This window comes from Paenarthrobacter sp. 2TAF44 (assembly GCF_052114885.1).
Lineage (GTDB): Bacteria > Actinomycetota > Actinomycetes > Actinomycetales > Micrococcaceae > Arthrobacter.
On sequence record NZ_JBFRFP010000006.1, the window covers coordinates 14,501 to 39,362 of the forward strand.

Consider the following 24,862-nt stretch of genomic DNA (forward strand, 5'->3'; position numbering starts at 1 on the left):
AATCAGCAGCACACTACTTAGGGTAGGTATATGAGACGCGCGAAAATTGTGGCAACTTTCGGCCCGGCAATCTCCAGCTACGACAACACTCTCGCAGTGCTGGAAGCCGGCGTTGACGTTGCCCGCATGAATATGAGCCACGGCGACTACTCCGTGCACGACATCACCTACGAGAATGTCCGCAAGGCTGCGGCGCAACTGCACAAGCCCGTGGCGATCATGGCTGACCTCCAGGGTCCCAAGATCCGCCTTGGCCGCTTTGTTGACGGCCCGCACGAGCTTGCTGTTGGCGACATCTTCACCATCACCACCGAAGACGTCCCCGGCACCAAGGACATCTGCTCCACAACGCTTAAGAGCCTCACCGAAGACGTCAATGTGGGCGATGCCCTGTTGATCGACGACGGCAAGGTTGCCCTTCGCGCCATCGAAGTTGACGACGTCAAGGTTGTCGCCACCGTTACGGTCGGCGGCAAGGTGTCCAACAACAAGGGCATCAACCTGCCCGGTGTTGCCGTGAACGTCCCCGCACTGAGCGAAAAGGACGAGGACGACCTCCGTTGGGCCCTCAAGCGTGGCGTGGACCTGGTTGCCTTGTCCTTCGTCCGCGACGCCTCTGACATCAAGCGCGTCCACGAAATCATGGACGAAGAGGGCCGCCGCGTTCCGGTGATCGCCAAGATCGAAAAGCCCCAGGCCGTGGAGCAGCTCCACGAAATCATCGACGCGTTCGACGCCATCATGGTTGCCCGTGGCGACCTCGGCGTTGAGCTCCCGCTCGAAGAGGTGCCGATCGTCCAGAAGCGCGCCATTGAACTGGCACGCCGCTGGGCCAAGCCGGTCATCGTGGCAACGCAGGTCCTGGAATCCATGATCGACAACCCGCGTCCGACGCGTGCCGAGGCTTCCGACTGCGCAAACGCAGTGCTCGACGGCGCCGACGCAGTCATGCTGTCCGGCGAAACTTCGGTGGGTCAATACCCCATCGAAACCGTCAAGGTTATGGCCCGGATCATCGAGTCCACCGAAGAACACGGCCTCGAGCGCGTCCCCCCGCTGGGCACCAAGCCCAAGACCCGCGGTGGCGCCATCACCCGTGCCGCCGTCGAAATCGCAGACCAGCTTGACGCAAAGTACATCTGTACTTTCACCCAGTCCGGTGACTCCGCACGCCGTTTGTCGCGTCTGCGTCCGGTCAAGCCGGTCTTCGCGTTCACGCCTGTTGAGCACGTGTGGAACCAGCTGGCCCTCACCTGGGGTATCCAGCCGGTTCTGGTTCCTTCCGTGGGCCACACCGACGAAATGACCGCACAGGTGGACCGCAGCCTCCTGGACATGAAGATCGTCGATGAAGGCGACCTCGTTGTCATCGCTGCCGGTTCCCCTCCCGGACAGGCCGGTTCCACGAACTCGCTGAAGGTCCACAAGGTGGGCGACCTCGCCGACACGTCCAAGGTTGATGCTTCGCGCAAGGAACCTGTGGGTCCGTGGCCGGAAAAGAAGAGCAAGACCAGGAGCTAAGTTTCTGGGTTTGGTTTGAACAAAGTGGGTTCCGCCGTTTGGCGGGGCCCGCTTTGTTTTTGTGTTGTCTTTTTTGTGTGGCTTCGTGCCTTGAGCGGGCACGACGGCGGCCGGTCACCTATCGCTGAGGTGACCGGCCGCCGTCGTTAATTGCTTGGTGCTAGTTGACCTGGTTGATGATCGTTTCAGCAACCTCACGCATGCTGAGGCGACGGTCCATGGAGGTCTTCTGGATCCAGCGGAAGGCCTCCGGCTCGGTGAGGCCCATCTTGGTGGTCAGGAGGCTCTTGGCGCGCTCCACGAGCTTGCGGGTGGCGAACTGCTCCTGGAGATCGGAAACCTCGTTTTCGAGGGCCTTGATCTCCTCGTGGCGGGACAGGGCGATCTCGATGGCTGGGATGAGGTCAGCGGGCGTAAACGGCTTCACAACGTAAGCCATGGCGCCGGCGTCGCGGGCACGCTCCACAAGTTCCTTCTGACTGAAAGCAGTCAACAGGACTACGGGGGCGATGCGGGCCTTGACGATCTTCTCAGCAGCCGAGATGCCATCCATGACAGGCATCTTCACATCCATGAGGACGAGGTCCGGCTTCAGTTCTTCGGCCAGCTGCACGGCCTTCTCGCCGTTGTCTGCCTCGCCGACGACGTCGTACCCTTCGCCCTTCAGGATCTCAATAATGTCCAAGCGGATGAGGGTCTCATCCTCGGCTACGACGACGCGTCGGGCCAGTTGGGCTGCGGGTGTGGACTCCGTCTGTTCGGTCACGGGATCTCCTTGAAAAGGTTCGGCGGGTTCTAGTCCATCTTAGTGTGGACCGCTGCGGCACATGATTTTGTTGCACTCGCGCGCCCAGTTCTGAAAAACAGCCTATCTGCATGTAGAGTAGTTTCGCGTGCTGGGAAAGGATCGCGTTGCTCACAGCAATGAGAGCAGTCAGCGAGAATTAACTTCCCGGTAATCCGCGCCCGAGTGGCGGAATTGGCAGACGCGCCGCACTCAAAATGCGGTATCGAAAGGTGTGTGGGTTCGAGTCCCACCTCGGGCACGGCATAACCCCTCGTCAGAGGGGTTTTTGCTTTTAAGTGTGTACAAAGCTTGACATGTACCTCTGCCTCAATGTCCCGGATGGTGCCTGGCCGCCGGGTGCGGCCTGTTCAGTTGGGGTGGGGGAGCGGGCTCAGTGCCCTGGCTGGTGGGCGCTCCGCTGGCTCTGAGCTGGGGTCATGTCGATTCCTTCTTTCGGTTCTGTCCGGTAGGTCTGGAGTGGCCTACACATGTTCATGGGCTAATGGATTAGATACGACATGACTTCGATGGATTTTTGTTTCGTCGGTTTCAGCCATGAGATTTCCGTGCCTGTGCCGGTGGCGAAGAGTCGCTTTGTCGGGCCAAAGGGGGTGTGTACAGTGTGCACACTTAAGTCTGTTTTGTTTCTGACCACGGTCTGCTCTCTTTCTTGCCGTCACGTGTTCATTCCGCTCGCCGGATATGACGACATGACCAGGCGAAAACCATGGCGCTGTTCCGGCGCTTCGCTGTCTCGAATCCGTCGGACTGTCAGGATGAGGTCTATGACCTCGGGTGTAGTGCGGCCTGACGCTTGCACCGAATCGTAATAGCCCCTGTGCTGCTATCCATTCACTGGCGGATAGGACAGCCATGCTTGATAGGCAAGCCAGAGGGCGGCGAAGTCGGCCGATGACGACGTATCTCTTCCGGTTGTCTCTTTGATTTTTGACAGTCGGTAAGACAGCGTCTGGCGGTGGATTCCCAGTTCTGCCGCCGTTTCGTTCCATCGGCGGTCATTTTCGAGAAAACTGAAGAGCGTGTTCCGCAGGGCCGTTGTTTTCGGATCGGCGGCTGCCAGTTCTCCGAGCACTTGCTGGATGATGCCAGCCGCTTCTTTCCTTGATCTGGCCAGGAGCGATATCGGTGCCCCTGAAAAGTCTACCCAGTTGTCGTTGGCCCCACCGGAGGATAGGACTTTATAAGCTTCCTCGGCTGCGACTTTTGCATCCCGGACATCCATATATGTCGAGGACGCTGCGGCGCGGATGCCGAGGTCTTCGATGAGTTTGCGCGTGTCGGAAAGAGACGGCTCGGGAGCCATCAGAAAGTATGATTTCCGTCCCGCTCCCGTAAGGACGGGCAGCGCGGCGATAGAAATCGCCCTTGCTGCTTTCGGCCCATCGTCGGTTTTGATGGCGACGATCTTGTACCCTTCAGTCATGGCGCTGGGCTTGAGGACATCATCGATATTCTCAGGAATGCGTCCTTCCAAAATCGCTTCGAGCATGATCCTGTAGCGCTCCGCGCGTTCCCGGATCGAAGTCAACAGTTGGCTCACGGCCACGTCCACGACCTGAAGAATGTGAATCAGCAGAAAACTGCTGATTTCCTCACCAGGGTATTCCCCAACCAGCAGTTTGACGCCACGCTCGCCGGGAAGTGTGTAGGAGCGTTGCCGTGCGGTTGAGGTCAGTGAGGGGAGCGGTGGTCCTTCTAGGATGGTCAGGCCGCTATGGACGTCCTGGACTGTAAGTCGAGACCTGAAAAGGGCTTGCAAGTCGTCTATGAGGCGTTCGGGGTCCGCGTGCGCGTAAGTTGAAAGCTGGTATAGCTTGCTGAGCTTGAGGACTTGAAGTGTTTGTGTGGTGGCTGTGGCAGCCGCGACGGTGCGGCCTATTGCAGCAAACGGTGTTTCCTCGGCTGTCAGAAGGACAGGAAAGCCCAATTTATCGGCTTCATCCAGGAGCTCTTGCGTCAGTGCCGGGAGACTGGGGTGGTCGCCGAGGGCCACGCCCGCAAGACCGGCCTCATGCAGCCTGCGGATGAACTCGCTTTGATCTTCAGCTCCTTGCGGAACGCACAGACCGACGGTCATGAGGAGTTCGTGGGGACCGAGCCACCGCGCCGGGTCGTTGAGTTCACAGCTGTGGGCCCAAAGGACTTGGCGTTCGAGACCGCTCGCGCCGGCGAGTACGCGGGTTCCCAAGCTTTGAGTCTCCACGAGGTCGTTGACCGTCAGCACTGACTGTTCCATCTCTAAAACATTACACCTATACTAATAGGCCTCAAAATTCTTACTTCTGTACGATACATCTCTGATGTTGCGGTCATTACTGTGAGTCACACAACAACAAAACTCATCAAAGGAGATGACTCAGACATGGCCTCAGATATTGCCCCTTCCTCCGCGGTGCGGGCCGCAGCGTGGAGAAGTGGTGTCCGGGCGCGCGTAACCCTGGCCCGTTGGATGGAGGTTGCATCATGAGCGCACTTCGTGAAGGTTCGCGCGTCGCGGTACTGGGCGCCGGACTCGCCGGTCTGGCAGCTGCCACGCAGCTGAAAGCCGATGGATTCGATGTAACCGTTTTCGAGGCTCGGGACCGGTCCGGTGGCCGTGTATGGTCAGAGACAATTACTGCCGGCCACGACCGGCCCTGCGTCATCGAGCGAGGCGCGGAGTTCGTCTTGCATGGCTACACGACGATGCGGCGGTTACTGGATTTGACCGGTCTTTCGCTCGTGGACACCGGCATGAGCTACTACGTTCGAGCGTTGGCGGACACTCCCGAAATCAGCACCCAGGACGTGGTCGAAGCAGGCCGGGCTGCTGCAACCATCGCCCGGACTTACCCATCCCCGCCATCAGCAGAAACCGTCCTGCAACGCTTGGAAGGCAACGACCGGCTCGTTGATGCACTCCGCGGGCGCATCGAAATCTCAACCGCCGTTGCGGCAGATCAAGTCAGCGCTGACACTCTTGAGCACATAGCTTCTTTCGAACCACGCCCGAGCTGGAGAATAAGCGGCGGAAACCAGGAACTCCCAAGGGCCCTGGCCGCACGTCTTGGCACTGCTGTACGCTACCGGGAATCCGTTCACTCCGTGACCGACCTCGGGGACGAAGTACTCGTGGAAACATCGACCGGCAGTGCCGTCTACGATGCAGTTGTTGCAGCCCTTCCGTTATCTATCGTGCGTGACCCGTCCGCGATTGCTATATCGGTTCCCGGGTGGAAGAAAGCTGCACTGAACCGGGTCCTGCAAGGACATGCCGCAAAGCTTCACCTTCCCTTGAAGTCCGTCCCAAAAACCAGTGCGGTTATGTCGACGAACGGTCGGTTCTGGACTTGGACTGCTTTGGATAACACAGGCACGGTCACTCCTGTACTCAATTCTTTCATGGGCTCCCCTGGGGCCTTGGATCGTGCACAAGGCGACGGGGATTTCAACGCCTGGATCACCCATGCCCGGTACATTCGCCCGGAACTGGACTTCAGCGACAGCGAGGCCGTAACCACCGTTTGGCGCAACGACCCTCTCGCACGCGGTGCTTACGGCGCTTTCGCCCCTGGCGGCGGAAAACAGGATTCAGAAGAGCTCGAACGCCCTGTGGGCAGCATTTTCTTCGCAGGTGAATACGCTGATCCGGACTTCACCGGACTGATGGAAGGTGCACTGCGCAGCGGCGAACGCGCAGCGGCCAGGATCCGAACCGCTGTTCGGGGCCCAAAGGCCGAGGCGGTCAGCGCATGACCACGGCAGTAACAACGACGGATGATATCCAGTGGCCGGCACCTGTCGCTATCAGTCCCGAACGCGTTATTTCGGGAGAGCCGGCAGCCAGCACGCTGGTGCTCTATAGCGATCCCACCACGGACTCTGGGCTTTGGAAGGTCGCTCCCGGCGAATTCACCACCAAACTGACCGGCTACCGGGAGTTCATCCACATCATAGAGGGCCATGGGCAACTCATCGAGGACACAGGGCAGGAAATAGAGCTCCGGACCGGGACCGTTGTGGCCCTCCCGGAAGGATGGACGGGCCGGTGGAAGGTACAAAGAGAGCTCGTGAAGTCGTATTCCATCGTCCGGACAAAGTAGGGCTTTCACCAACAAACCAACCATCGACACCAGCTTGGCCTCTCCACTCGCTTTACTTCTTACCTCACCAATGAACAACGTAAGGAATCACTCATGAATGCCAATCTCGAATTCGCTCGAGTCAGCAACACCTTTTTCCATAACGGGGAATACGTCCCCGCAGAGCAGGGCCGAGACGTCGTGGATCCCTCCAACAACAAAGTCATCGGCCAAATGGCCGAGGTCGGCCACGACGACATCGAAGCCGTTGTCGCCACAGCCAACGCCGCCCAGAAAGCCTGGTACGCCCGGACTGCACTTGAGCGCGCGGAGATCCTCCACGAAGTAGCCGCTGAGATCAAGAAGCTCACTCCCGAAATCGCGGAACTTCTCACCCTTGAAACCGGCAAGCCCTACAAGGAAAGCGCCGACGAATTGATGTGGTCGGTCTCGGCAGTGGACTACTACGCAGAACTTGGCCGGCACTCCATTGGCTCGGTTCTTGGCTCTACCGTTCCTGGGCAGACCCACTACACGCTGAAAGAACCCATGGGTACGGTGGTGAGCATCCTGCCCGCGAACTTCCCGATCCTGCTGTTCATCTGGTCCGCTGCCGCCGCCTTGGCAGCGGGTAACTCCGTGATCGTCAAGCCCTCGGAAAACGCCTCACTGACCACTCTTTCCTTCATGCGGGCCTTCCGTCACCTGCCAGCCGGACTGGTCCAGTGCGTCTCCGGTGGAGCCGACACCGCAAAGCAGCTCGTTTCCCACAAAAATACCCACATGATCGCCTTCACCGGCAGCGTCGCCACTGGCCAGGCCGTTTCTCGTGCCTGTGCCGAACACTTCAAGCCGCACCTCATTGAAGCCTCGGGCAGTGACGCTTTCCTGGTGATGCCGTCTGCTCCCATTGACGTCGCCGCCCGCGCGGCAACCTTTGCGTCCTTCTTTAACGCTGGCCAGGTCTGCACCTCTGCCGAGAAGATCCTCGTCCACGAAGACGTCTACGAGCAGTTCATGGAAGCCTTCATCGCCAACGTCAAGCAGCTGCGCATCGGACACGGCCTCGACAAGGTCGATTTCGGCCCCATGGAAAACGCACGAGAGGTTGCCCGTGTTGAACAGCTCGTAGCCCGGGCCGTCGAACAAGGCGCCACCGTCACTCTCGGCGGAAACAGGCTCAACCTCGGTGGGGAACTGCAGGACGGGTTCTTCTACGCACCCACCATTCTTGAAGGATTGCGCCCTGACATGGACCTCTTCACCACTGAGGTCTTCGGACCAGTCGCTCCGGTGTACAAGGTCTCCAGCTTCGAAGAGGCCCTGAAAGTCGCCAACGACTCCCCGTTCGGCCTTGGCGCCACGTTGTACTCCAAGGACGTCGAAGAAATCACCCGGGCCACCAACGAAATCGTCAGTGGCATGGTCTGGATCAACGCTCCGATTCTCGACAATGACGCAGGCCCCTTCGGTGGTCGTAAGATGTCCGGCATCGGCCGCCAACTCGGTGCCGAGGGCCTGGATACGTTCCGTCACACCAAGCTCGTCATGATCGACCCGGCAGCTTCCAGCCACGACTTCTGGTGGTTCCCCTACCAGGACAAGGAAGCCTGGCAGGGTGCCCAGACCAGCGAAGAATCTGCTGACCAGAGCTCCCACTCATATGCAGCTGCAGGAGCCTGACCCTAGGACACCTGAGGTCATCGGACCACAAGTTCTCAACCTTGTTGGCACGGCCGCACGGATGACCTCTTTGGTGCGACGGAACTGGTAAACCAGCCCAAGCTGCCGCCGTGTTCTGACTGATAAGCGCAGCCGGAACACGGCGGCGGAGTACTTTCCCGCGGTTGCCCGGACTGGTCCAACAACGGGACATTTATCCGCTTTCCCAAAGGAAGAATCCCATGATCTCCACGATCAACCCGGCTACGGGCAAACAACTGCAAACATTCGATACGCACTCAAACTTCCAGCTGGACGGGATCCTCACTGCCGCCGTTGATGCTCAGAGGGCCTGGCGGCTCATACCGGTAGAGGATCGCGTGCAAATCCTTCGGAACACAGCCAAGATCCTGCGTGAGAATGTCAACGAATATGCGCATCTGATCACCCTTGAAATGGGTAAGCCCATTTCCGAGGCCAGGGCCGAAATTGAAAAGTCTGCCGCTACGGCGGACTTCTACGCGGAAAATGCTGCGAGATTCTTGGATTTCGAATCCATTGACGCAGGTGTTCAAGAGAGCGGCGTCGCCTACGAGCCCCTGGGCGTGGTGCTGGCCATCATGCCTTGGAACTACCCCTTCTGGCAATTTTTCCGTTTCGCGCTTCCTGCGCTGGCAGCTGGAAACGGGGTAATCCTCAAACACGCGAACAACGTTCCACGCTCGGCGTTGGCTATTCAGGACATCCTGGACAGGGCAGGCTTGGCGCCCGGCCTCTGTGCCACGGTCCTGATCGAACCGGAGCGGGTCGCTGACATCATTGCCGACGACAGGATCGCCGCCGTCGCGCTGACGGGCTCCACTCAGGTTGGTGCCATCGTTGCTTCGCAGGCCGGAGCGGCGTTGAAAAAGCAGGTTCTGGAACTCGGCGGTTCCGACCCGTTCATCGTTCTGTCGGACGCCGATATCAAGGAAGCGGCCCGGACGGCAGTCAAGGCCCGTTTCACCAACGCCGGCCAGGCCTGCATCAATGCCAAACGCTTCATCATTGCCGACGACATCGCTGACGAGTTCGTTGCTGAATTTGTAATCCAAGCCCGGGAACTGATTCTCGGTGACCCGCTGGACCCTGCAACCGATATCGGCCCCATGGCCAGGGAGAACCTCCGGGCCACGCTCCACGATCAGGTCAAACGTACCCTGGAAGCCGGTGGACGGCTCCTGCTGGGAGGAGAGCTTCCTGCAGGGTCTGGCTATTACTACCCGCCAACCATCATCGATCGTGTCGTCCCGGGGCAGGCGGCTTTCGACGAAGAGACTTTTGGCCCGGTCGCTGCCATTACCCGTGCCGCGTCCACCGAAGAAGCGATCGTGTTTGCCAACCAGACAGAATTCGGACTGGCGGCCTCATTGTGGACCAAGGACACAGACAAGGCCAGGGACATTGTGCGCCGCCTCGACGCTGGAGCGGTCTTTATCAACGGCATGGTGGTCTCAGACCCACGCCTGCCATTTGGCGGCATCAAGAAATCCGGTTATGGACGCGAACTCGGTCGTCACGGCATCCGCGAATTCACCAACATGAAGACCCTCTGGATCGCTCCCCGCACAGAAGGAACCGAGCAGCCATGAGCCGAACCACGGCCGCGGATCGCGCCCGGACCAATGAAATCTCCGACTGGAAGGAGCTGACTCTTGGCCAGCCAGTACTTGTCGATCCCGGCGATGGCCGGATCACCCGCGCCGTCGTGGACGCGCTCTTCGAAGATGGAAGCATCATCTGGCTCCGGAGCGAACCCATCGGATGGAGTTCCCTGCACCTGAGCGAAGATCTGCTGACCCTCTACAGAGTCTGACACAAAACAGCAGCAGCGCGGGCCGTAAAAGACCCGCGCTGCTGCTGTTTGATCCCCAGGTTCATTTCCAAAGGCAGGAGCCGATTTATGGCCAGGGCAGTGACAACGAAAGTGCCCCGCTTCCTCAGAAGCGGGGCACTTCGCTGTGGCGGACCGATCCATGCCCGACCGCCGGTATTCGTCGTTATGCTCAGCGGGAGTAGTGAGCTTGTTGCGAGCCTGCGCAGCCGCTGGGGACGACGAAGCATGGGTTGATGGTCAAATTAGTCTGCGCTCAAGGCCATTCGTGCAGCAATGTCCACGACATTGACCAGCAACATAGCCCTGGTCATCGGTCCAACGCCGCCGGGGTTCGGGGAGTACCAGCTCGCTACAGCGTCGGCCCCGGACTCAACATCACCCTGGAGCTTGGACTTACCGGTAGCATCGTCCACTGTTCTTGATACACCAACGTCAAGGACTACCGCGCCCGGTTTGAGCTGGTTGGTCTTGACCATCCCCGGCACTCCGGCCGCGGCAACGACAACGTCAGCGCGGGAGATGAGTTTGCCCAGATCGGCCGAGCCTGTATGGGCAAGTGTCACCGTGGCGTTGACGGCGCGGCGAGTAAGCAACAGGCCAAGCGGCCGGCCAACGGTCACACCACGACCGATCACAAGCACTTCCAAGCCTTGCAACGCGATCCCATGCCGGGACAGGAGCTCAACGATGGCACTGGGTGTGCAGGGTAGGGGAGAGTCGATCGAACCTGCGACATTCAGCACGAGCCGGCCAAGGTTAATCGGGTGCAGACCGTCGGCGTCCTTTTCGGGCGAGATCTTTTCCAGGACAGCGTTCTGATCAATGTGCGCCGGCAGCGGGAGCTGGACAATGTATCCGGTCGTGCCCGGGTCAGCGTTGAGTTCATCCAGGACCGTTTCCAACTCGTCCTGTGAAATGTCAGCGGGAAGATCTTTGCGGATTGATTCGATACCCACTTCTGCGCAATCGCGGTGCTTACCGGCCACATACGAGTGGCTCGCAGGATCATCCCCGACCAGGACCGTGCCCAGGCCTACGGCCGCGCCGGCTTCCTTCAATGCGGCTACTCGTTCGGCGAGCTCGCCCTTGATGGTTCCAGCCATGGCTTTACCGTCCAGGACGCGGCCCAAACCGTGGTGGGCAACGGAGTTTTCCCGTTCCAATACGTTCTCTGACATCGGTCATTCCTTTCATGGGGCACCGGGATTCACCCGGGCAGGCATTGTGTCCGCAGCTCCTGATGGAGCTGCGGACGTGGTTGCGAGACTCTTAGCCGCGGAGACGTTCGCCCTTAGGGTCGTAGAACGGACGCCGGGAAACAGTTGCCGGGTAAAGCTGGCCCTTGCACTGCACTTTGAACGAACCAGTTAGGTCCGTGTCCGGCTCGATTGCTGCGATTCCCACGGCCCTCCCCAGCGTGTGCCCGTAGCTTCCGCTGGTCATCCTGCCAACGGGGACGTTATTGCAGTAGACGGTCTCGTCGTGGACAAACACCGGCTCGGGGTCTTCAAGTGCGATGTAGACGGTCCGATGCTCCGGGGCTGAAGGATCGAGTTTAAGCAACGCATCTTTCCCAACGAACCCGCCAGGCTTGTCCAGAGCAACGGTGAAACGAAGAGCTGCCGAATACGGATCATCGATCGGGCCGATGTCGTGGCCCAGGTGCCTGAACCCCTTCTCACTGCGGAGAGAGTCCAGCGCGTGGTAGCCGGCCAAACGGATGCCCAGGTCTTGGCCCGCTTCCCAGAGAGCGTCAAAAATGTTTACAGCCAGGTCTGCGCTGGGGTAAAGCTCGTAGCCGAGTTCACCGACGAAGCTGACCCGTAAGCTGTACGCGTATCCATCGGCGATTTCTACGGTACGGCCGTGTGTGTACCCTTGGGCTTCATCCGACCAGTCCTCCGGGGAGATACGGGAAAGCAGCTCCCGGCTCTTGGGCCCCATGACTCCGATGGTGGCCAAGGCGGCTGTGCAATCAAACACTGATGCGGCTCTGCCCTTTGCGAGACGCTTCAGATACGCCAGCGATTTTTGTTGTGTGAAGGAAGGGGTCACGACCAGGAACCGGTCCTCTCCCAGGCGGGTGATGGTGCCGTCGAGCTCAATTCCTGCGGCGTTGTTGAGGAACAGTGTGTAGACAGCTTTGTTCACCTCAACGTCAATGTCGGCTGTGGCAGCCTGCTGGCACACGGCCAACGCGTCGGGGCCGGCGACCTCAAACTTTGCGAAAGGGCTCAGGTCGAACAAAACCACACCTTCGCGCGCGGCCTTGTGTTCCTCCGCGACCCTCGAGAACCAGTTGGCGCGACCGTAGCTGTAGTCATAGGCAGGCTGTGTCCCCGGATCCCCATACCAGTTCGCGCGTTCGCCACCATTGACTTCCCCGAAACACGCCCCGAGTTCGGCCAACCGGTGGTGGAGAGGCGTCCGGCGTACATTCCGTGCCGTCTCCATCTGCAGGTTCGGCCAGTGCATGGCATAAAGCCGACCGAGACCTTCCTTGGTCCGGGCCTGCAGGTACTTGCGGCTGTTCTGATGGCGCGAAAAGCGCTGGACGTCGACACTGGAAGAATCAAAGCGGGTAGCTCCTGAGATGATCCAATCAGCAAGCTCTTTACCGACCCCAGGGGCGAAAATGATGCCCTGGGAATTGAAACCAGCAGCGACGTAGAGGCTGGCAACTTCCGAGGTCTCCCCAATGGCGAAGTTCGCATCGGGAGTGAAACTCTCTGGTGCGTTGAGGAAACGGTCATATCCGGCCGTGGACAGCATCGGGACAGTGGTTTCAGCTTTCGCCCGGATCGGTGCGAAATGATGCCAGTTAGGATCAAATTCGGCAAAACCGGTTGTCGAGATGTCTTCTACCGGGCGGGGGAGCCCGTCCGGTTCGAAGGCGCCAACCAACAGGCTGCCTTGTTCGTGGCGAAGATAGTAGCTGCTGTCGAGATCGCGGAAAACGGGCAGCTCGGGCGCGGCACCATCTATCGGGCCGGACCGGACATGTACGTGCTCGGCGGCGTACAGCGGCACATGAACTCCGGCGCTGCGGGCCAGGTCCCGTGTCCACAGTCCACAAGCCAGAACCACCCGGTCGCACTCGACAATGCCCTGAGTCGTGCGGACGCCCACGACCTTGTCGTCCTCCTGCAGGATCTTCTCGACCGTCACGCCTTCGCGGATCTGCGCGCCCAGCTGGTGAGCCAGCTTGGCGAATGCGATGGTGGCGTAGCCAGGGTTGATGTGTCCGTCATCTGGAAGCAGCAATGCGCCGAGAACCCCTGCATGGCTGGCCAAGGGCCATACGTCTGCAAAGCGTTCTTCGCTGAGCAGTTCGGTGCGGACACCCTGCTGGTCGGCGACGTCTTTGGCGTAAAGGATCTCATCGAGGCGCCCAGGTGTGCGGGCGACGCTCAGAGATCCGCATCGTTGGAAGGACACGTCAATGCCGGACATCTCCTCGAGCTGGGCGTACATCTCCAGGCCGTACTTGGCCAGCTTGGTCAGAGTGGAGGAGCCGCGCGCCCCTGTCACAAGACCGGCCGCGTGCCATGAGGTTCCGCTGCCGAGAACGTTGCTTTCGAGCAGCAGAACGTCGTTGTCACCTGCTGCTACCAGGTGGTACGCGATGCTGCTGCCTACGATCCCACCACCGACGACGACCGTCCGTACCCGTTGGGGCAGGGGATCCCGGGATGAGTCTGTAAAAGCTTTTGCACTGATGGTGCGGTCGACGAGGCGGTCCATGGTAATACTCACTTCTCTTCGGGTGGGTGCCCCCTGGAAGGGGCGCAGGGATGTCGTTGGTTCGTCAGTTGAAGACAACAGTGCGGTTGCCGTTAAGCAGGACTCGTTGTTCGGCGTGCCACTGGACGGCTCGTGCCAGGGCAAGGCGCTCGGCGTCCTGCCCGGTGATTGCCAGTTGAGCGGGGCTGTAGTCGTGGCCTACACGAAGCACTTCCTGCTCGATGATCGGGCCTTCGTCGAGTTCAGCTGTCACATAGTGTGCGGTGGCCCCGACAAGCTTGACGCCGCGGTCGAAAGCCTGGTGGTAGGGCTTGGCGCCCTTAAAGCCGGGAAGAAACGAGTGATGGATATTGATTGCCTTGCCGGCAAGTTCGCTGCAGAGGTCATCGCTGAGTACCTGCATGTACCGGGCCAGAACAGTCAAGTCCACCTGGTGTTCGGCGAGCAGCGCCAGAAGCTTCTCCTCTGCTGCCCGTTTTGTTTCTGGGGTGACCGGGATATGGAAGAACGGGATGCCGTTCGCCTCGGCCACCGGCTGCAGGGTCACATGGTTGGACGCGATGAAGGGGAAGTCAACCTTTAGCTGTCCTGCCCTCCAGCGAAAGAGCAGGTCGTTGAGGCAGTGCTCAGCCTTCGAGACAAGGAGCGCAATCCGTGGCCTGTTGGTAGCGTCGGACATGGTCCAATTCATGGCATATTCATCGGCCGTTGCTTGAAAAGCCGCCCTCAAGTCGCCGATGGCGACGGAAGACGGGTAGCTCGCTTGGACGCGCATGAAGAAGCGATTTATTGATGCGTCATCAAACTGCTGGCTGGCAAGGATGTTGCAGCCTTGTTCGACCAGAAAACCTGAAACGGCATGGACGATACCGACAGTGTCCTGACAGCTGAGAGAGAGAATCACTTCTCGTGTGGGATCGTGCTCCATAGGTTGCTCCTAGGGGAAGCCCATCAAAGCAGGGGGTACGTGAAGAAACGCCAACCGCGATGGGGGAGAATGTCGAATCAGCGAATAGTGGGCTAACAGCTGAGTACCTTCGAATTTAGATGAGCCGGAATGGCATCTCCATACTGTAAATGTCAGAATAATCGGACCTTCTTATATCAATGCAAGATGATTCGAAGAGTAGGGGTGGAACGGTTTCTCGTCATCGTCCCCGGGAAGGTGCTGCAGCAGGGGACGTTCTTTAGTCGGAAACGTCCTTAAACACCAACGGCTCCGTTATGCAGCTGGTGAAAGCGTTGCTGCACAACAGAGCCGTTCCCTGTGAAGTCAGGAGGCGACGTGGGTCTGCTGGAACGGCTCACCCACGAAGTAGCCGGCGGTGGCCCCGCCATCGATCGCGTAGACATTGCCGTTGGCATACGTGGATTCCACAAAGTGCCGAACAGTCTCCGCGATCTCCTCAGGCTTGGCGAAGCGTCCAAGCGGCACCGAGCTCTTGTAAAATTGCACCTCATCCTCGGAGCTTTGGGCGAACAGACGTCGTGCCATGGGCGTCTCCACGAATCCCGGGCAAATCACGTTGCTCCGGACACCTGCCGGTCCAAAATCCAAGGCCAGGCATCGAATCAGACCAACCACACCATGCTTGGCGGCGACGTACGCTGAGTAGCCCTGCGCGCCGTTGGTACCGGCGTCGGAAGCGATGGCTGTGAAAGTTCCATTGCTGGCGATGAGGGATTTCATGGTGGTCTTGGCCGTAACGAAAGAACCGGTGAGGTTGACCGCCAAGGAACGGTTCCATTCCTCCAATGTCAGGTCCAGGACGCTGCCTTGTACTTCGATCCCGGCGCAGGCAATGGCTGCACTAATGGGTCCCAGGAACGCTTCGCCGTCGCGTACGACGCCTTGCATCGAGTTCAAATCCGTGACGTCGGCGACGAACGCAGCCGGGCTTCCTCCGGCTTCTGAGATGAGATTCGCGGACTTCTCCAACTGATTCTGATCGCGGTCCACGAGGATGACCGTGTGGGTCCGGGACAGGTTCAGCGCCGTTGCCCTGCCGATGCCACCCGCTGCTCCGGTCACAAGAGCGACAGGCTTGTTGGTGGAAGTCATGATGTTCGGTTCCTTTATCGATGGGTTTGAGGGCGTTTAGAGGTCCTGGCGGCCGATACGTGCATAGGTTTCAGGCTTTGTGCGCTTGAAGATCAGGGCAAGGATGATCCCAAGGACGATGCATCCGTAGAACAACGCCATCAGGAATGTGGCTAGGGCTTCGTCGCCGCCGATCATGATGGCGATGTTCTGAGTGGCCAACACGCCGGCGACGATCAATCCCAGGGTTGCCAGGACGGGAGCCATCTGCGACTTCCAGCGGTTGACTTTCAGTTCCGGGCGTTTGTGGAAGTAGACCACCACGGCTGCGCTGGTGAGTATCAGCAAGAGGATCAGGGCGTATCCGCCGACGCCTACAAGGACGGCATATAGGGTGGCTCCGTCTGCTCCGGCGGCGACAACGACTGCGAGGAAGATCAAAGCGATTACGCTGGTCGACAGTGAGGCCACGTGCGGTGAGTCGTGTTTGCCATGTACGCGGCTCAGTGCGGCCGGGAACACACGGTCGACGCTCAGGGAGTAGAGGTAGCGTGCGCTGATGTTGTGTGTTGCGAGGTTGGCCGCGAAGATGCTGGAGCACAGGAGCACGATCATGACGTCCATGACGATTTTGCCCAGAAGCTGGGAGACGACCGTCAGAACGGTTCCGGTTGGGTCGGTCGCGGAGGCTTCGACAACGGTTCCCGTGCCGATGGCCGTGATCTGTGCCCAAGCGGTCAGGGCGTAGATGGCGCCCATGGACAGGATCGCGATGTAGGTGGCCCGCGGGACGGTTTTTTCGGGTTCGCGTGCTTCTTCTCGGAAGACTGCGGTCGCCTCGAATCCGGCGTAGCAGACGATGCCGAACAGCAGGGCCAGGCCGATGTTGCCGGAGACGATGTTTGCCGGTTCGAAGGGTTTGGCGCTGATGCCTTCAGGGCCCCCGTTGATGAAGGCTGCGATGTCGAAGGCGACCATCAGGATCACTTCGCAGATCATTGAGATAGTGAGGATTTTGGCCGAGAGGCTGATCTTGAAGTAGCCCAAAGTCCCGGCAGCTGTCATCAGCACCAATGTGTAGACCCACCACGGTACCTCGGGCCCTCCCAGAACGTCCGTGACGAGGGCCTCCAGGGAAATGCCCCCAAAGGCGTAACCGCCCACCAAGATGAAGAAATACGAAACAACGGCCAAGAAGGATGACCCTAGTCCCAGTGGCTTTCCGAGGCCGGCAGTGATGTAGGCGTAGAAGGCTCCCGGGTTCGGAAGGTGCCGGCCCATGGTGGTGAATCCGACAGCGAACAGCAGAATCAACGCTCCTGCGGCCAGGTAGGCGGTTGGAGCCCCTAGCTGGTTGCCGGAGCCGATGATGACTGGAATGAACCCGACGAACACCGACAGGGGCGCGTTGAACGCCAGGACGGTGAAGACGATGTCGAAGGTGCTGAGTTTGCCGGTGAGTCGGCGGCCGGAGGCTGGTGCCCCTGGTTCTGAATCGGGGACGGCCGTTAGATCGTTAACGGTGCTCATGACTGGCTCCAATTTGACTAAGGATATGAGCGCGGGATTGCGCGGGTGGAGGGAGTGCAACGAGGTCCTGCTGAGTCCCCAGAATCAAGCAGGTGAAGTTGCGTAGAAGGGACAAGGTTCTTCAGTGGGCCTGTTCCGGGGCCGGATGGGCTCCGGGTGGCGGCTGCTGCTGACGGTTGGCGAAGTTGATAAGAACAACTCCGCCTATCACGGCGGCGATGGCGGCGGCTTTCCCCCAGGAAACCACTTCGTTGTGCAGGAGGACTCCGGCGGCTGCCACGGCGACGGTGCCGATGCCCGACCATGTGGCGTAGGCAATGCTCAGAGCGACAGACCTGAGGGCATGTGTTAAGAGGTAGAACGAGAGTGCATAGAGTGTGAGCGCCGTCGTAGTTTGTACGGGGAGCTGAAATCCTTCAGAGTAATCAAGAAGTATTGTGCCGGTAATCTCGGCGCCAATTGCCCCGGAAAGGAACAGCCAGCCCCTCATCGGCATTTTCCTGGCCGGGATTCCAGTGCGCTCGTGGGGAAGGGTTTGCTCGTCAGAGTGCAAGGTATCCTCCATCCACTACTAGGTCCGTGCCGGTGACGAAGGATGATTCGCCGGAGGCCAGGAACAGGACTGCGTTGGAGATTTCCGCCGGGTCAGCCATCCGCTTCATGGGCGTGGCTGCGACGTAGGAGTCAGCGTCGACCTCCGCTTCGTTCATCGGTGTACGCACCATTCCCGGGCACACGGTGTTTACCCGGATATTGTCAGGTGCGAGCTTTACTGCGGCGCTGCGGGTCATAAGCCGCAACGCACCCTTCGTCGCGTTATACGCGAAATACTCCCCATCGCCGATGTAACCGAGGATGGAGGAAATGTTGATGATGGAACCACCCCCAGCGCGGCGCATCGAGGGGACAACCGCGCGCATGCCCAAGTAGGAACCTGTTTGGTTCACAGCAACGGTCTTGCTCCAGGCTGCCGGGTCTTCGACTTCGAAGCCTCCCGGTGCGCCAGTGATACCGGCGTTGTTGACCAGAACATTGACTTCGCCTTCGGAACCATTGATATCCGTGAGCACGTCTGCCCATGATGCTTCGTCAGTGACATCCAGGTGGACGTATCGGATGGACAGGCCCCGCCCACTTGCGGCTTCTGCAAATTCATCACCGATGCCGTCAAGGATGTCACCGATGACAATCCGTGCTCCATGCTGAGCGAGAACCTCTGCGTGACTTGCACCCATGCCGCGGGCGCCGCCGGTAATCAGGACCGTCATACCTTCGAGCCGTTTGTTGGTGTGCATGATGTTCGTCCTTACAGGGATGTTGCCATCGATTGAATGTGGGTCAATGGGATTGAAGGTTCAGTGCCACGATGCCTGACACGACCAAAACCATCCCTAGGCCATGCTTCCAACTAGCCTGCTCGCCGCGGAAAATGATCCCCACAGCCGCGATGGCTGCTGTTCCCAGGCCGGCCCAGAGTGCGTATGCGATCCCCATGTCAGTGAACCGGAGTATCTGGGCAAGCAGCGCAAAAGCGATCGTGTACAGACAGGCAACGACGAGTGTGGGTTTCAATCGTCGGAATTCTTTGGTTTTCGGCAGCAAGGTTGTTGCCGCAACCTCTGCTGCTATAGCGAGTATGAGAAGCGGCCACATCATTGCGGGTTCCTTCCAATGATCGGATGGAGCGGGATGCCGGTTTCGGGCCCGGCAGCCCCCCAGAGATCCAGGCTCCATCTCGGAGAAGTCAATTTGAAGCCTGGATTCTCGGCGGCTTTAGGCGTTGAGTTTTGCTGTCTGACGGTCAGGATCAGGGTTCAACTGGTCCAGGCCCTTGAAGCGGTGGGCGATTGGCATCCAGGTCGGATCATCAAAGCCGCGACCCCACATGTACCCGGCGTAGACGTTATCGGGATCCTCGAGTTCGATCTGCTGCCCGAGGGGCCAGTAACCGGCGAACTGGGCGTCAATGGCTTTGTCGACGGAGACAATGGGGATGGTGTCCGTAGGGTCCCACTTGGAGTGACCCCACTCGAGAGTGGCGGTGCCTTCGCGGTAGGAGGTGTACTCGTACTTGATGTCCCAAATGTTCAACAGCGGCGGGTACTGGAGGCCACGCCCGTTGGAGTGGGGGAACATCTTGATGTCGAACCCGTTGCTGTCAACAACGTGTGGTCCTTGGTCAGGGCCGGTGATGTCGGCGTTGATTTCCATGACCTGGATACCACGTCGGTCACCCGTCGCGCGGACGTTTGCACCATCCCGCCAGATCCGTCCGTTGCCGTTTTTCTTGACTTCACCCCAGAGCTCGCGTCCGATCGCCACGGGAAGTTCGGGCGAAATGATCTCGGTCAACATCCAGTAACCCTCGATGTCACCGTACTTGCAAAGGATGGAAACGATGGCTCCGTCGAAAGTTCCGCAGTAGGCGCTTTCGTACTGGGTGACGTTCGCGTATGCGTCACAAGTCCCGGCTTCTTCGTCGCCCAGGGGCTCAAAGATGGGAGGAAGGACAGACTTGGCGTAGTCCCACGTCGTCTTGAAATAGACGCCGATTTCGTCGCAAGTGAACCTGGACGGCGCAACGAAGTCCTCGATCCTCTGAACTTCTTCTTTGGTCTTCACATATCCCGGCATGAGATGCCCTTTCTTAGCTGGTGTAGCGCCCTTGGTCTAGGGCTGCAAGGGTGCTAACACCAACAAAACCACCACTCGCTGCGCCACCCAATAGTACGAAGCAATGAAATTGTGAGGGTCATCATACTCATGCAAAAATTTGTGATGGTTATCACCGTAACGGGTAGGTCCTCGTTTTGACCGTTCTGATCACTTTCGTACGTGTTGGGCAGCGGTCCGACAGCACTGACAACTCAGGGTGTGCAATAGCGCGTAACGGTGATTCACTACAGGAGACGCCGTCTCTTACCTGCGAGCAGGCGAACGTTTCATGGTCTGAGCGAACAGCGCGGGCGACAGGGAGGGGGCCGGTAGTAGAGAATGTGCGGATTACACGTGTTGAGGAACTGGCGTTCTCCATGGCCGCCGTGGCATGACATTTGGTAAGCACGAGCCCATGGGACTTGGTTCTCGACTTCCAGGTATCCGGCCGCGGGACCGCCGTCGACGACCTGATCGGTCGGTTCTGCACGAAGCATTTGGGTAGGGCGAGTAAGGCCTCAATGGACGTTTCCTCGTCTTGATCAAACTGATTGGGATGTTGCCCCGTTCGCCCTGCAAGCCGACAGGGACCGAGGACACCATGGTGTCCTCGGTCCCTGTCCTAATCACGGGCCCTTGCGTAACAAACCTGGTTCGCTGTCCCACCAGCCACAGAATGGGCTCGATTTGCTGTGGCGTTCGGTTTTCTAGCGCTGTCGCACCCGCACAGGTGGTTGACGGTTGCTACAGGAGATCAGATAGTTCGTCTTCTGCCGCGGGCCGTCGCTTGTGGGCCACCACGAAGGCCAGAAAGGCTACGGCCGTCAAGGCCAGGGCGATCCAAGGCAGGGCCCCGAAGATGCCTTCCCCTGCGCTTGTGAGGGCGTAGTACAGCAAGTAGGCACAGGCGGCTCCGCCGATCACAAACACAGCGATGAGAACCGGGTTGGATCGATCTTCACGGACGACCAACACAACGGCAGCCACAGCCCCTACGACATACGGGAGCAGGTAGCAGTAGGAGAACAGTGTATATAGATACACGGAGGATTCCAGCGGCGGTGCAGCGGAGACGAACTGCAGGGCAATGGGCAGTCCGGCCGCTATAAACGTCATGAAGAACACCGCAGCGGAAGGGGAGCGGTGACGCTTGTGGATATGTGACAGGCGGTGAGGCAGGAGACCTGCCGAGGCTGCAGTTGCCACGATGCGCGAGCCGTAGTTGAAAGTTGCGATGAGGCCGGCAAACGTCGCTGCAGCCAGAAGAAGATCCAGCGGAGCTGCCAGGTATTCAACCCCACCGAGGTGGGCCAGGACGGCGGCCGGTGACTCGCCGGCGGCCAGTTGGTCGAGGCCGGCGCCCAAGGACGGGATCTGAAACCACAAGATGAGAATGTATGCTGAACCCGTGATACCGAGGAGCCATACGACCAGGCGTGGAACATTACGCTTGGGATCTTTGGTTTCGCCTGCCATGGCGCTGAGACCCTCGAAGCCGACGAAGTAGGCCATCGCGATCAACGTGCCTTGAAGGATTGTGTCCCATGACATCGTGTCGCTGGAGAAATTGAACTGAGGAGCCAAGGAATAGCCTTCGGTTGCTCCCGCTGCGGCCACGGTGACCCAGATGACGAAGGGGATGCCGATGAACGACAGCACCGCCGAGACTTTTACGGATGCGTCCACGCCCCGATAAGCGATCGCACCTGCAGCGACTGCTATGACAACAGCCGACAGTGCCTGCCCGGCGGGTGTCGCGGCCCAGTCTATTCCCATTTCCACCAAGAAGCTGGAACTGAAGATCACGACCCCTGTCACTACCGCCGCGACTGCGATCAGGATGCCCAGAATATACCCGGCGCCGACCAGAGCGCGGGCGTACGGCCCAAGCACCGAGGCAACATACGACATCAAGCCGCCTGTTGCGACAAGACGCCGGGAAAAGGTCGTCACCATCGCCCCGATCGTGCAGGCACCGATGAGCGCAATCAGCATGGACACCCATGAGGCGTCTCCGGCGTAAACGATCATGTAGCCCCCGGCCAAGGCAACACCCGGGCCGATCTGTTGGGCGGACAATCCAAGCACGGTCACCGAGAAAAGTGACGTCTGACCGTGACGAAGTGTTGATTCATTTGTTTGCTGGGAACTAACAGCATTGTCTTGTGTCATGAGAGTCTCCATTGACTATCTTGAAAGCCCTGCCACCAATGGCTTGGCCTAAAGCATCCCGGTTGCCGCTGACCCATGGTTCAGGCCGAGGCCAATTCGGATCGAGCATCCCGGGATGCATCGATGTTGGGACGGCGGCTGTCGTCGCTGCGCAGGTCCGGCCAGTCGTCATAAAGACGACCGAGGATGTACGGAGCGTAGTCATTGCCGTCCTCGTTGAGGTTGATCACGTCGACGATGTCCCACGTCATTCGGCCCCCAGTCATGCCCCCGGTCGTGAATTCTCCCAGGGGGACAGTCCCGACGCCTGGATCCCAGGGCGAACCTTGGAGAACGACATGGGGGTTACGGAGTGGCCGGTAGCGGTTGACGGTCGAACCCAGCTTGAAGACGACTAGCTCGCGGTTTTGGAGATTGAATCCGTCTGCGCCGAAGTGTCCGCGGAGTTCGAAGTAGAACTCTTCCTGGAAGGGCTGGCTGCCCTCCTCCATGCCCATTTCGGCTTCGAACTCGATGATCCGGTGGTTCTTGCGTTCGACTACTGCAAAAAGCGTCTCACCATCGTCGAAAGAGTCGATGGTACCCAGCTTCTTGGGCATGCCCCAAAGTTCCCGCCCTGTTTCCAGATTCACTTCCTCCGTCTCCAGCACGGTGAGGTAGTAGATACCTTCGACTTCGCCAAAGTTGGCGTTGATGTGGATCATGGCGCACCGGTCCCTGCCGGTTCTGTTCGTGCGCCCATCCGCCACTTCCATGAACGACATGAACGAGACCGTGATCTCAGGGGAATTTGTCGGTTCAAGGCAGGGTGGCAGGACGGCGTGGGCGAACTCCGGCGTCGTGGAAAACGTCAGGTAGGAGTATGTGTTCCGGGTCGCGAGTCCGTCGTAGTACCCGAAATACCGTTGGATTTGTTCCGGGGTCCAAACGTAGCTCATGGTGTGGTTCCTGTTCGTAGATCAAGGCCGCATCGGTCCAGGTAATGCAGCGGATTGCATTCGACGCCTCCACCCCTACGGGAGCGGCCCACATGCCGTGGATCTGCCCGACCGGGAGGCGGGGGTGCTTCAGCCAGCTTAGATTTGCCGGAAGACCCATGAATATCGTTGATCTGTTCATACTTGTGGCACACATCCCACCCATATGTACAATCGTTCATAACGATGCAGATGCAGGAGCGAAGATGCTGACCATTCGAGAACTCATTGATTGCCCCTCGATAGGGATTTGGCTTGAAGCTGGGCGTGCGGGCGAGGGGCGGGCTATTAAAGCGGCAAATGTTTGCTCTGAACCGGAACCCTGGCGCTGGCTTGCCGCTGGCGAACTCCTTATGTTGCCCAGCACGGCTCTGCCGGTCGACAGCCATCGGCAGCAGCTTCTGGTCCAGCTTCTTGACCGTCAGGGGATGGCAGGGCTCATAGTATCGGACACAAAGGGGCGGCTCGTATTTGGAACGGCGATGCGAGAGACCGCCAACAGGCTCGGCTTCCCGTTGCTTCAGGTCAAATGGGCGACGCCCTTCGCCGCCGTAGCCGCCCACGTAGCCGAGCACGCCTGGGACGACTTGCTCAAAGTCATTGAGGTGTACAGGGCTTGCAACGGGGCCGACAGCCAAAAAGTCCGGGTGTTTTTGAGCGACGACGTATCGGCGATCGTGGGGGTGCGGATCGAACTCGTCGACCACCTCACGGGCATGTCTCTGCTGACCCGGTCACCCGCCGGTCAGGACATATGCCAGACGCGGAGAAAGTATGGGCCTTCCACAGGCGGCAAGACCGTAACACTCAATGGCCTCGATTACTTTGTGTGCCCTGTGGGCGGACACAACGTTTCCCTATGGGTCTCAACGGCACAGACGCTCTTAGGTGGGCAGGCGCTGGAGCAACTCTGCTCCTTCTTTTCTGCCGAGCTGCAGCGCAGTCGTCTCCAGGATGAACACGACGCCGATGCGCTGCGGGAGAACATGATGGAGTACTTCAGCGGCCACATCGATAGCGAAACCATGATGTCGTCATTGGCCCGGCGTGGCCTGGGTCTTGCACCATGGAGAATGATCGACTGCCGCGCTGAGGACTGTGCCACGCTTCGAAGCAGACTCGGGCAGCAGAGCATTCCTCATCTGGCACTCAAATACGACGGGGGAGCGTCGGTCCTTGTCGGAGGCGAAAAATTCGACGAGCGTTGGCTGGCATGTTCTGGCGACCACCAGTTTTTCGATAGTGAACCCTTTTGGGCGCTGGACTCGTTGATTGACGCGGCACAGTCCGCCGCATGGCGAAGGCAGCTGGACTCCGAGAGCAATAAAGAAAGAGTCCATGCGGCTCGCAGACTGGTTCCGGTTAGCCTGCAGCAAGCGAAAGAATTGGTTGAATCGGTCCTAGGCCCACTACTCCAGTACGACGTGGGCCACCGCAGTGACTTGGTGCGGTCAACGGAAGTTTTTTTGGAAGCCAACCGTTCATGGGAGTCGGCTAGCACTGAACTACGGGTTCACCGCCAGACACTGCGATACAGACTAGGCCGAGTCACCGAACTCACGGGCCTCCGACTGGACTGCATGGACGACGTCGTCGACCTGCATGTTTCGCTGAAAGTGCTCCGGATGATGGATTCCCTACCACAATTGGTTACAGCGAGAATTGTTAGCCCTGGTAAACAGTCTTCGGTGCGCGGTGCCGCCCGCCGCAGCCGGACCGGACGACGCCTGGAAACTGATGCGAGAACGGGCCGTACCGACTCAAACAAGCCAGTGACCGCCGCAGGTGCAGGAGATCAACTCGATGGGAAATGAC

The 24,862-nt window shown here is 59.2% G+C and carries 20 protein-coding genes and 1 tRNA gene; 8 read left to right on the forward strand and 13 right to left on the reverse strand.

The window, feature by feature from the left end; genetic code table 11:
- The first annotated feature begins 30 nt into the window (after nt 1–30).
- Nucleotides 31–1,521 carry a pyruvate kinase gene (pyk, locus tag AB4Z15_RS07885; protein WP_442016830.1) on the forward strand — a complete coding sequence of 497 codons (1,491 nt, stop codon included), beginning with the start codon at nt 31–33 and terminating at the stop codon, nt 1,519–1,521.
- A gap of 160 nt (nt 1,522–1,681) precedes the next feature.
- On the opposite strand, the gene AB4Z15_RS07890 is transcribed toward pyk, so the two are convergent.
- Entirely contained in the window at nt 1,682–2,287 is a 606-nt protein-coding gene (locus tag AB4Z15_RS07890) for an ANTAR domain-containing response regulator (RefSeq protein ID WP_431119893.1), read from the reverse strand.
- 198 nt (nt 2,288–2,485) lie between these two features.
- Between AB4Z15_RS07890 and AB4Z15_RS07895 the strand changes: the two genes are divergently transcribed.
- Nucleotides 2,486–2,567 (forward strand) — tRNA-Leu (locus AB4Z15_RS07895).
- 585 nt (nt 2,568–3,152) lie between these two features.
- Here AB4Z15_RS07895 and pmfR read toward each other — a convergent pair.
- Nucleotides 3,153–4,565, reverse strand: coding sequence for a transcciptional activator PmfR (pmfR, locus tag AB4Z15_RS07900; RefSeq protein WP_442016831.1), 1,413 nt, complete (start codon nt 4,563–4,565; stop codon nt 3,153–3,155).
- Nucleotides 4,566–4,792: 227 nt separating this feature from the next.
- Here pmfR and AB4Z15_RS07905 point away from each other — a divergent pair, with 227 nt between their 5' ends.
- From AB4Z15_RS07905 to AB4Z15_RS07925, 5 genes are all read left to right on the forward strand, one after another.
- Nucleotides 4,793–6,064, forward strand: coding sequence for a flavin monoamine oxidase family protein (locus tag AB4Z15_RS07905; RefSeq protein ID WP_442016832.1), 1,272 nt, complete (start codon nt 4,793–4,795; stop codon nt 6,062–6,064).
- Nucleotides 6,061–6,411 (forward strand): cupin domain-containing protein, encoded by a 351-nt coding sequence (locus tag AB4Z15_RS07910; RefSeq protein WP_442016833.1) that lies wholly within the window; start codon nt 6,061–6,063, stop codon nt 6,409–6,411. Before AB4Z15_RS07905 ends, AB4Z15_RS07910 begins: the two co-directional genes overlap by 4 nt.
- A 93-nt stretch (nt 6,412–6,504) precedes the next feature.
- Nucleotides 6,505–8,073: an aldehyde dehydrogenase family protein gene (locus tag AB4Z15_RS07915; protein WP_442016834.1), complete on the forward strand. Its 1,569-nt coding sequence runs from the start codon at nt 6,505–6,507 to the stop codon at nt 8,071–8,073.
- A gap of 221 nt (nt 8,074–8,294) precedes the next feature.
- On the forward strand, nt 8,295–9,683 hold the full coding sequence (locus AB4Z15_RS07920) for an NAD-dependent succinate-semialdehyde dehydrogenase (RefSeq protein WP_442016835.1): 1,389 nt from the start codon (nt 8,295–8,297) through the stop codon (nt 9,681–9,683).
- Nucleotides 9,680–9,907: a hypothetical protein gene (locus tag AB4Z15_RS07925; RefSeq protein WP_442016836.1), complete on the forward strand. Its 228-nt coding sequence runs from the start codon at nt 9,680–9,682 to the stop codon at nt 9,905–9,907. The genes AB4Z15_RS07920 and AB4Z15_RS07925 overlap by 4 nt, the downstream gene beginning before the upstream one ends.
- A 263-nt stretch (nt 9,908–10,170) precedes the next feature.
- Here the strand turns inward: AB4Z15_RS07925 and AB4Z15_RS07930 are convergent, their stop codons facing one another.
- The 11 genes from AB4Z15_RS07930 to AB4Z15_RS07980 form a co-directional block, all read right to left on the reverse strand.
- Nucleotides 10,171–11,106 carry a bifunctional methylenetetrahydrofolate dehydrogenase/methenyltetrahydrofolate cyclohydrolase gene (locus AB4Z15_RS07930; protein ID WP_442016837.1) on the reverse strand — a complete coding sequence of 312 codons (936 nt, stop codon included), beginning with the start codon at nt 11,104–11,106 and terminating at the stop codon, nt 10,171–10,173.
- A 91-nt stretch (nt 11,107–11,197) separates the two neighbouring features.
- Entirely contained in the window at nt 11,198–13,684 is a 2,487-nt protein-coding gene (locus AB4Z15_RS07935) for a GcvT family protein (protein WP_442016838.1), read from the reverse strand.
- Between the two features lie 52 nt (nt 13,685–13,736).
- Nucleotides 13,737–14,600: a formyltetrahydrofolate deformylase gene (gene purU, locus AB4Z15_RS07940; protein WP_442016839.1), complete on the reverse strand. Its 864-nt coding sequence runs from the start codon at nt 14,598–14,600 to the stop codon at nt 13,737–13,739.
- A gap of 345 nt (nt 14,601–14,945) precedes the next feature.
- Entirely contained in the window at nt 14,946–15,734 is a 789-nt protein-coding gene (locus AB4Z15_RS07945; RefSeq protein WP_442016840.1) for an SDR family NAD(P)-dependent oxidoreductase, read from the reverse strand.
- 36 nt (nt 15,735–15,770) lie between these two features.
- Complete coding sequence (locus AB4Z15_RS07950; protein WP_442016841.1) at nt 15,771–17,243, reverse strand: APC family permease; 1,473 nt, start codon at nt 17,241–17,243, stop codon at nt 15,771–15,773.
- Between the two features lie 121 nt (nt 17,244–17,364).
- The gene (locus tag AB4Z15_RS07955; RefSeq protein ID WP_442016842.1) at nt 17,365–17,733 is read right to left on the reverse strand and encodes a DMT family transporter; all 369 of its coding nucleotides are present in this window, start codon (nt 17,731–17,733) and stop codon (nt 17,365–17,367) included.
- A gap of 52 nt (nt 17,734–17,785) precedes the next feature.
- Nucleotides 17,786–18,538 (reverse strand): SDR family NAD(P)-dependent oxidoreductase, encoded by a 753-nt coding sequence (locus tag AB4Z15_RS07960; protein WP_442016843.1) that lies wholly within the window; start codon nt 18,536–18,538, stop codon nt 17,786–17,788.
- 43 nt (nt 18,539–18,581) lie between these two features.
- The gene (locus tag AB4Z15_RS07965) at nt 18,582–18,899 is read right to left on the reverse strand and encodes a DMT family transporter (protein ID WP_442016844.1); all 318 of its coding nucleotides are present in this window, start codon (nt 18,897–18,899) and stop codon (nt 18,582–18,584) included.
- A 117-nt stretch (nt 18,900–19,016) separates the two neighbouring features.
- On the reverse strand, nt 19,017–19,877 hold the full coding sequence (locus AB4Z15_RS07970; RefSeq protein WP_442016845.1) for an acetoacetate decarboxylase family protein: 861 nt from the start codon (nt 19,875–19,877) through the stop codon (nt 19,017–19,019).
- Between the two features lie 765 nt (nt 19,878–20,642).
- Nucleotides 20,643–22,070: an APC family permease gene (locus tag AB4Z15_RS07975; protein ID WP_442016846.1), complete on the reverse strand. Its 1,428-nt coding sequence runs from the start codon at nt 22,068–22,070 to the stop codon at nt 20,643–20,645.
- Nucleotides 22,071–22,150: 80 nt separating this feature from the next.
- Nucleotides 22,151–23,008 carry an acetoacetate decarboxylase family protein gene (locus AB4Z15_RS07980; protein ID WP_442016847.1) on the reverse strand — a complete coding sequence of 286 codons (858 nt, stop codon included), beginning with the start codon at nt 23,006–23,008 and terminating at the stop codon, nt 22,151–22,153.
- 245 nt (nt 23,009–23,253) lie between these two features.
- Here AB4Z15_RS07980 and AB4Z15_RS07985 point away from each other — a divergent pair, with 245 nt between their 5' ends.
- Nucleotides 23,254–24,861 (forward strand): helix-turn-helix domain-containing protein, encoded by a 1,608-nt coding sequence (locus tag AB4Z15_RS07985; RefSeq protein ID WP_442016848.1) that lies wholly within the window; start codon nt 23,254–23,256, stop codon nt 24,859–24,861.
- The last annotated feature ends 1 nt before the right edge of the window (nt 24,862 follow it).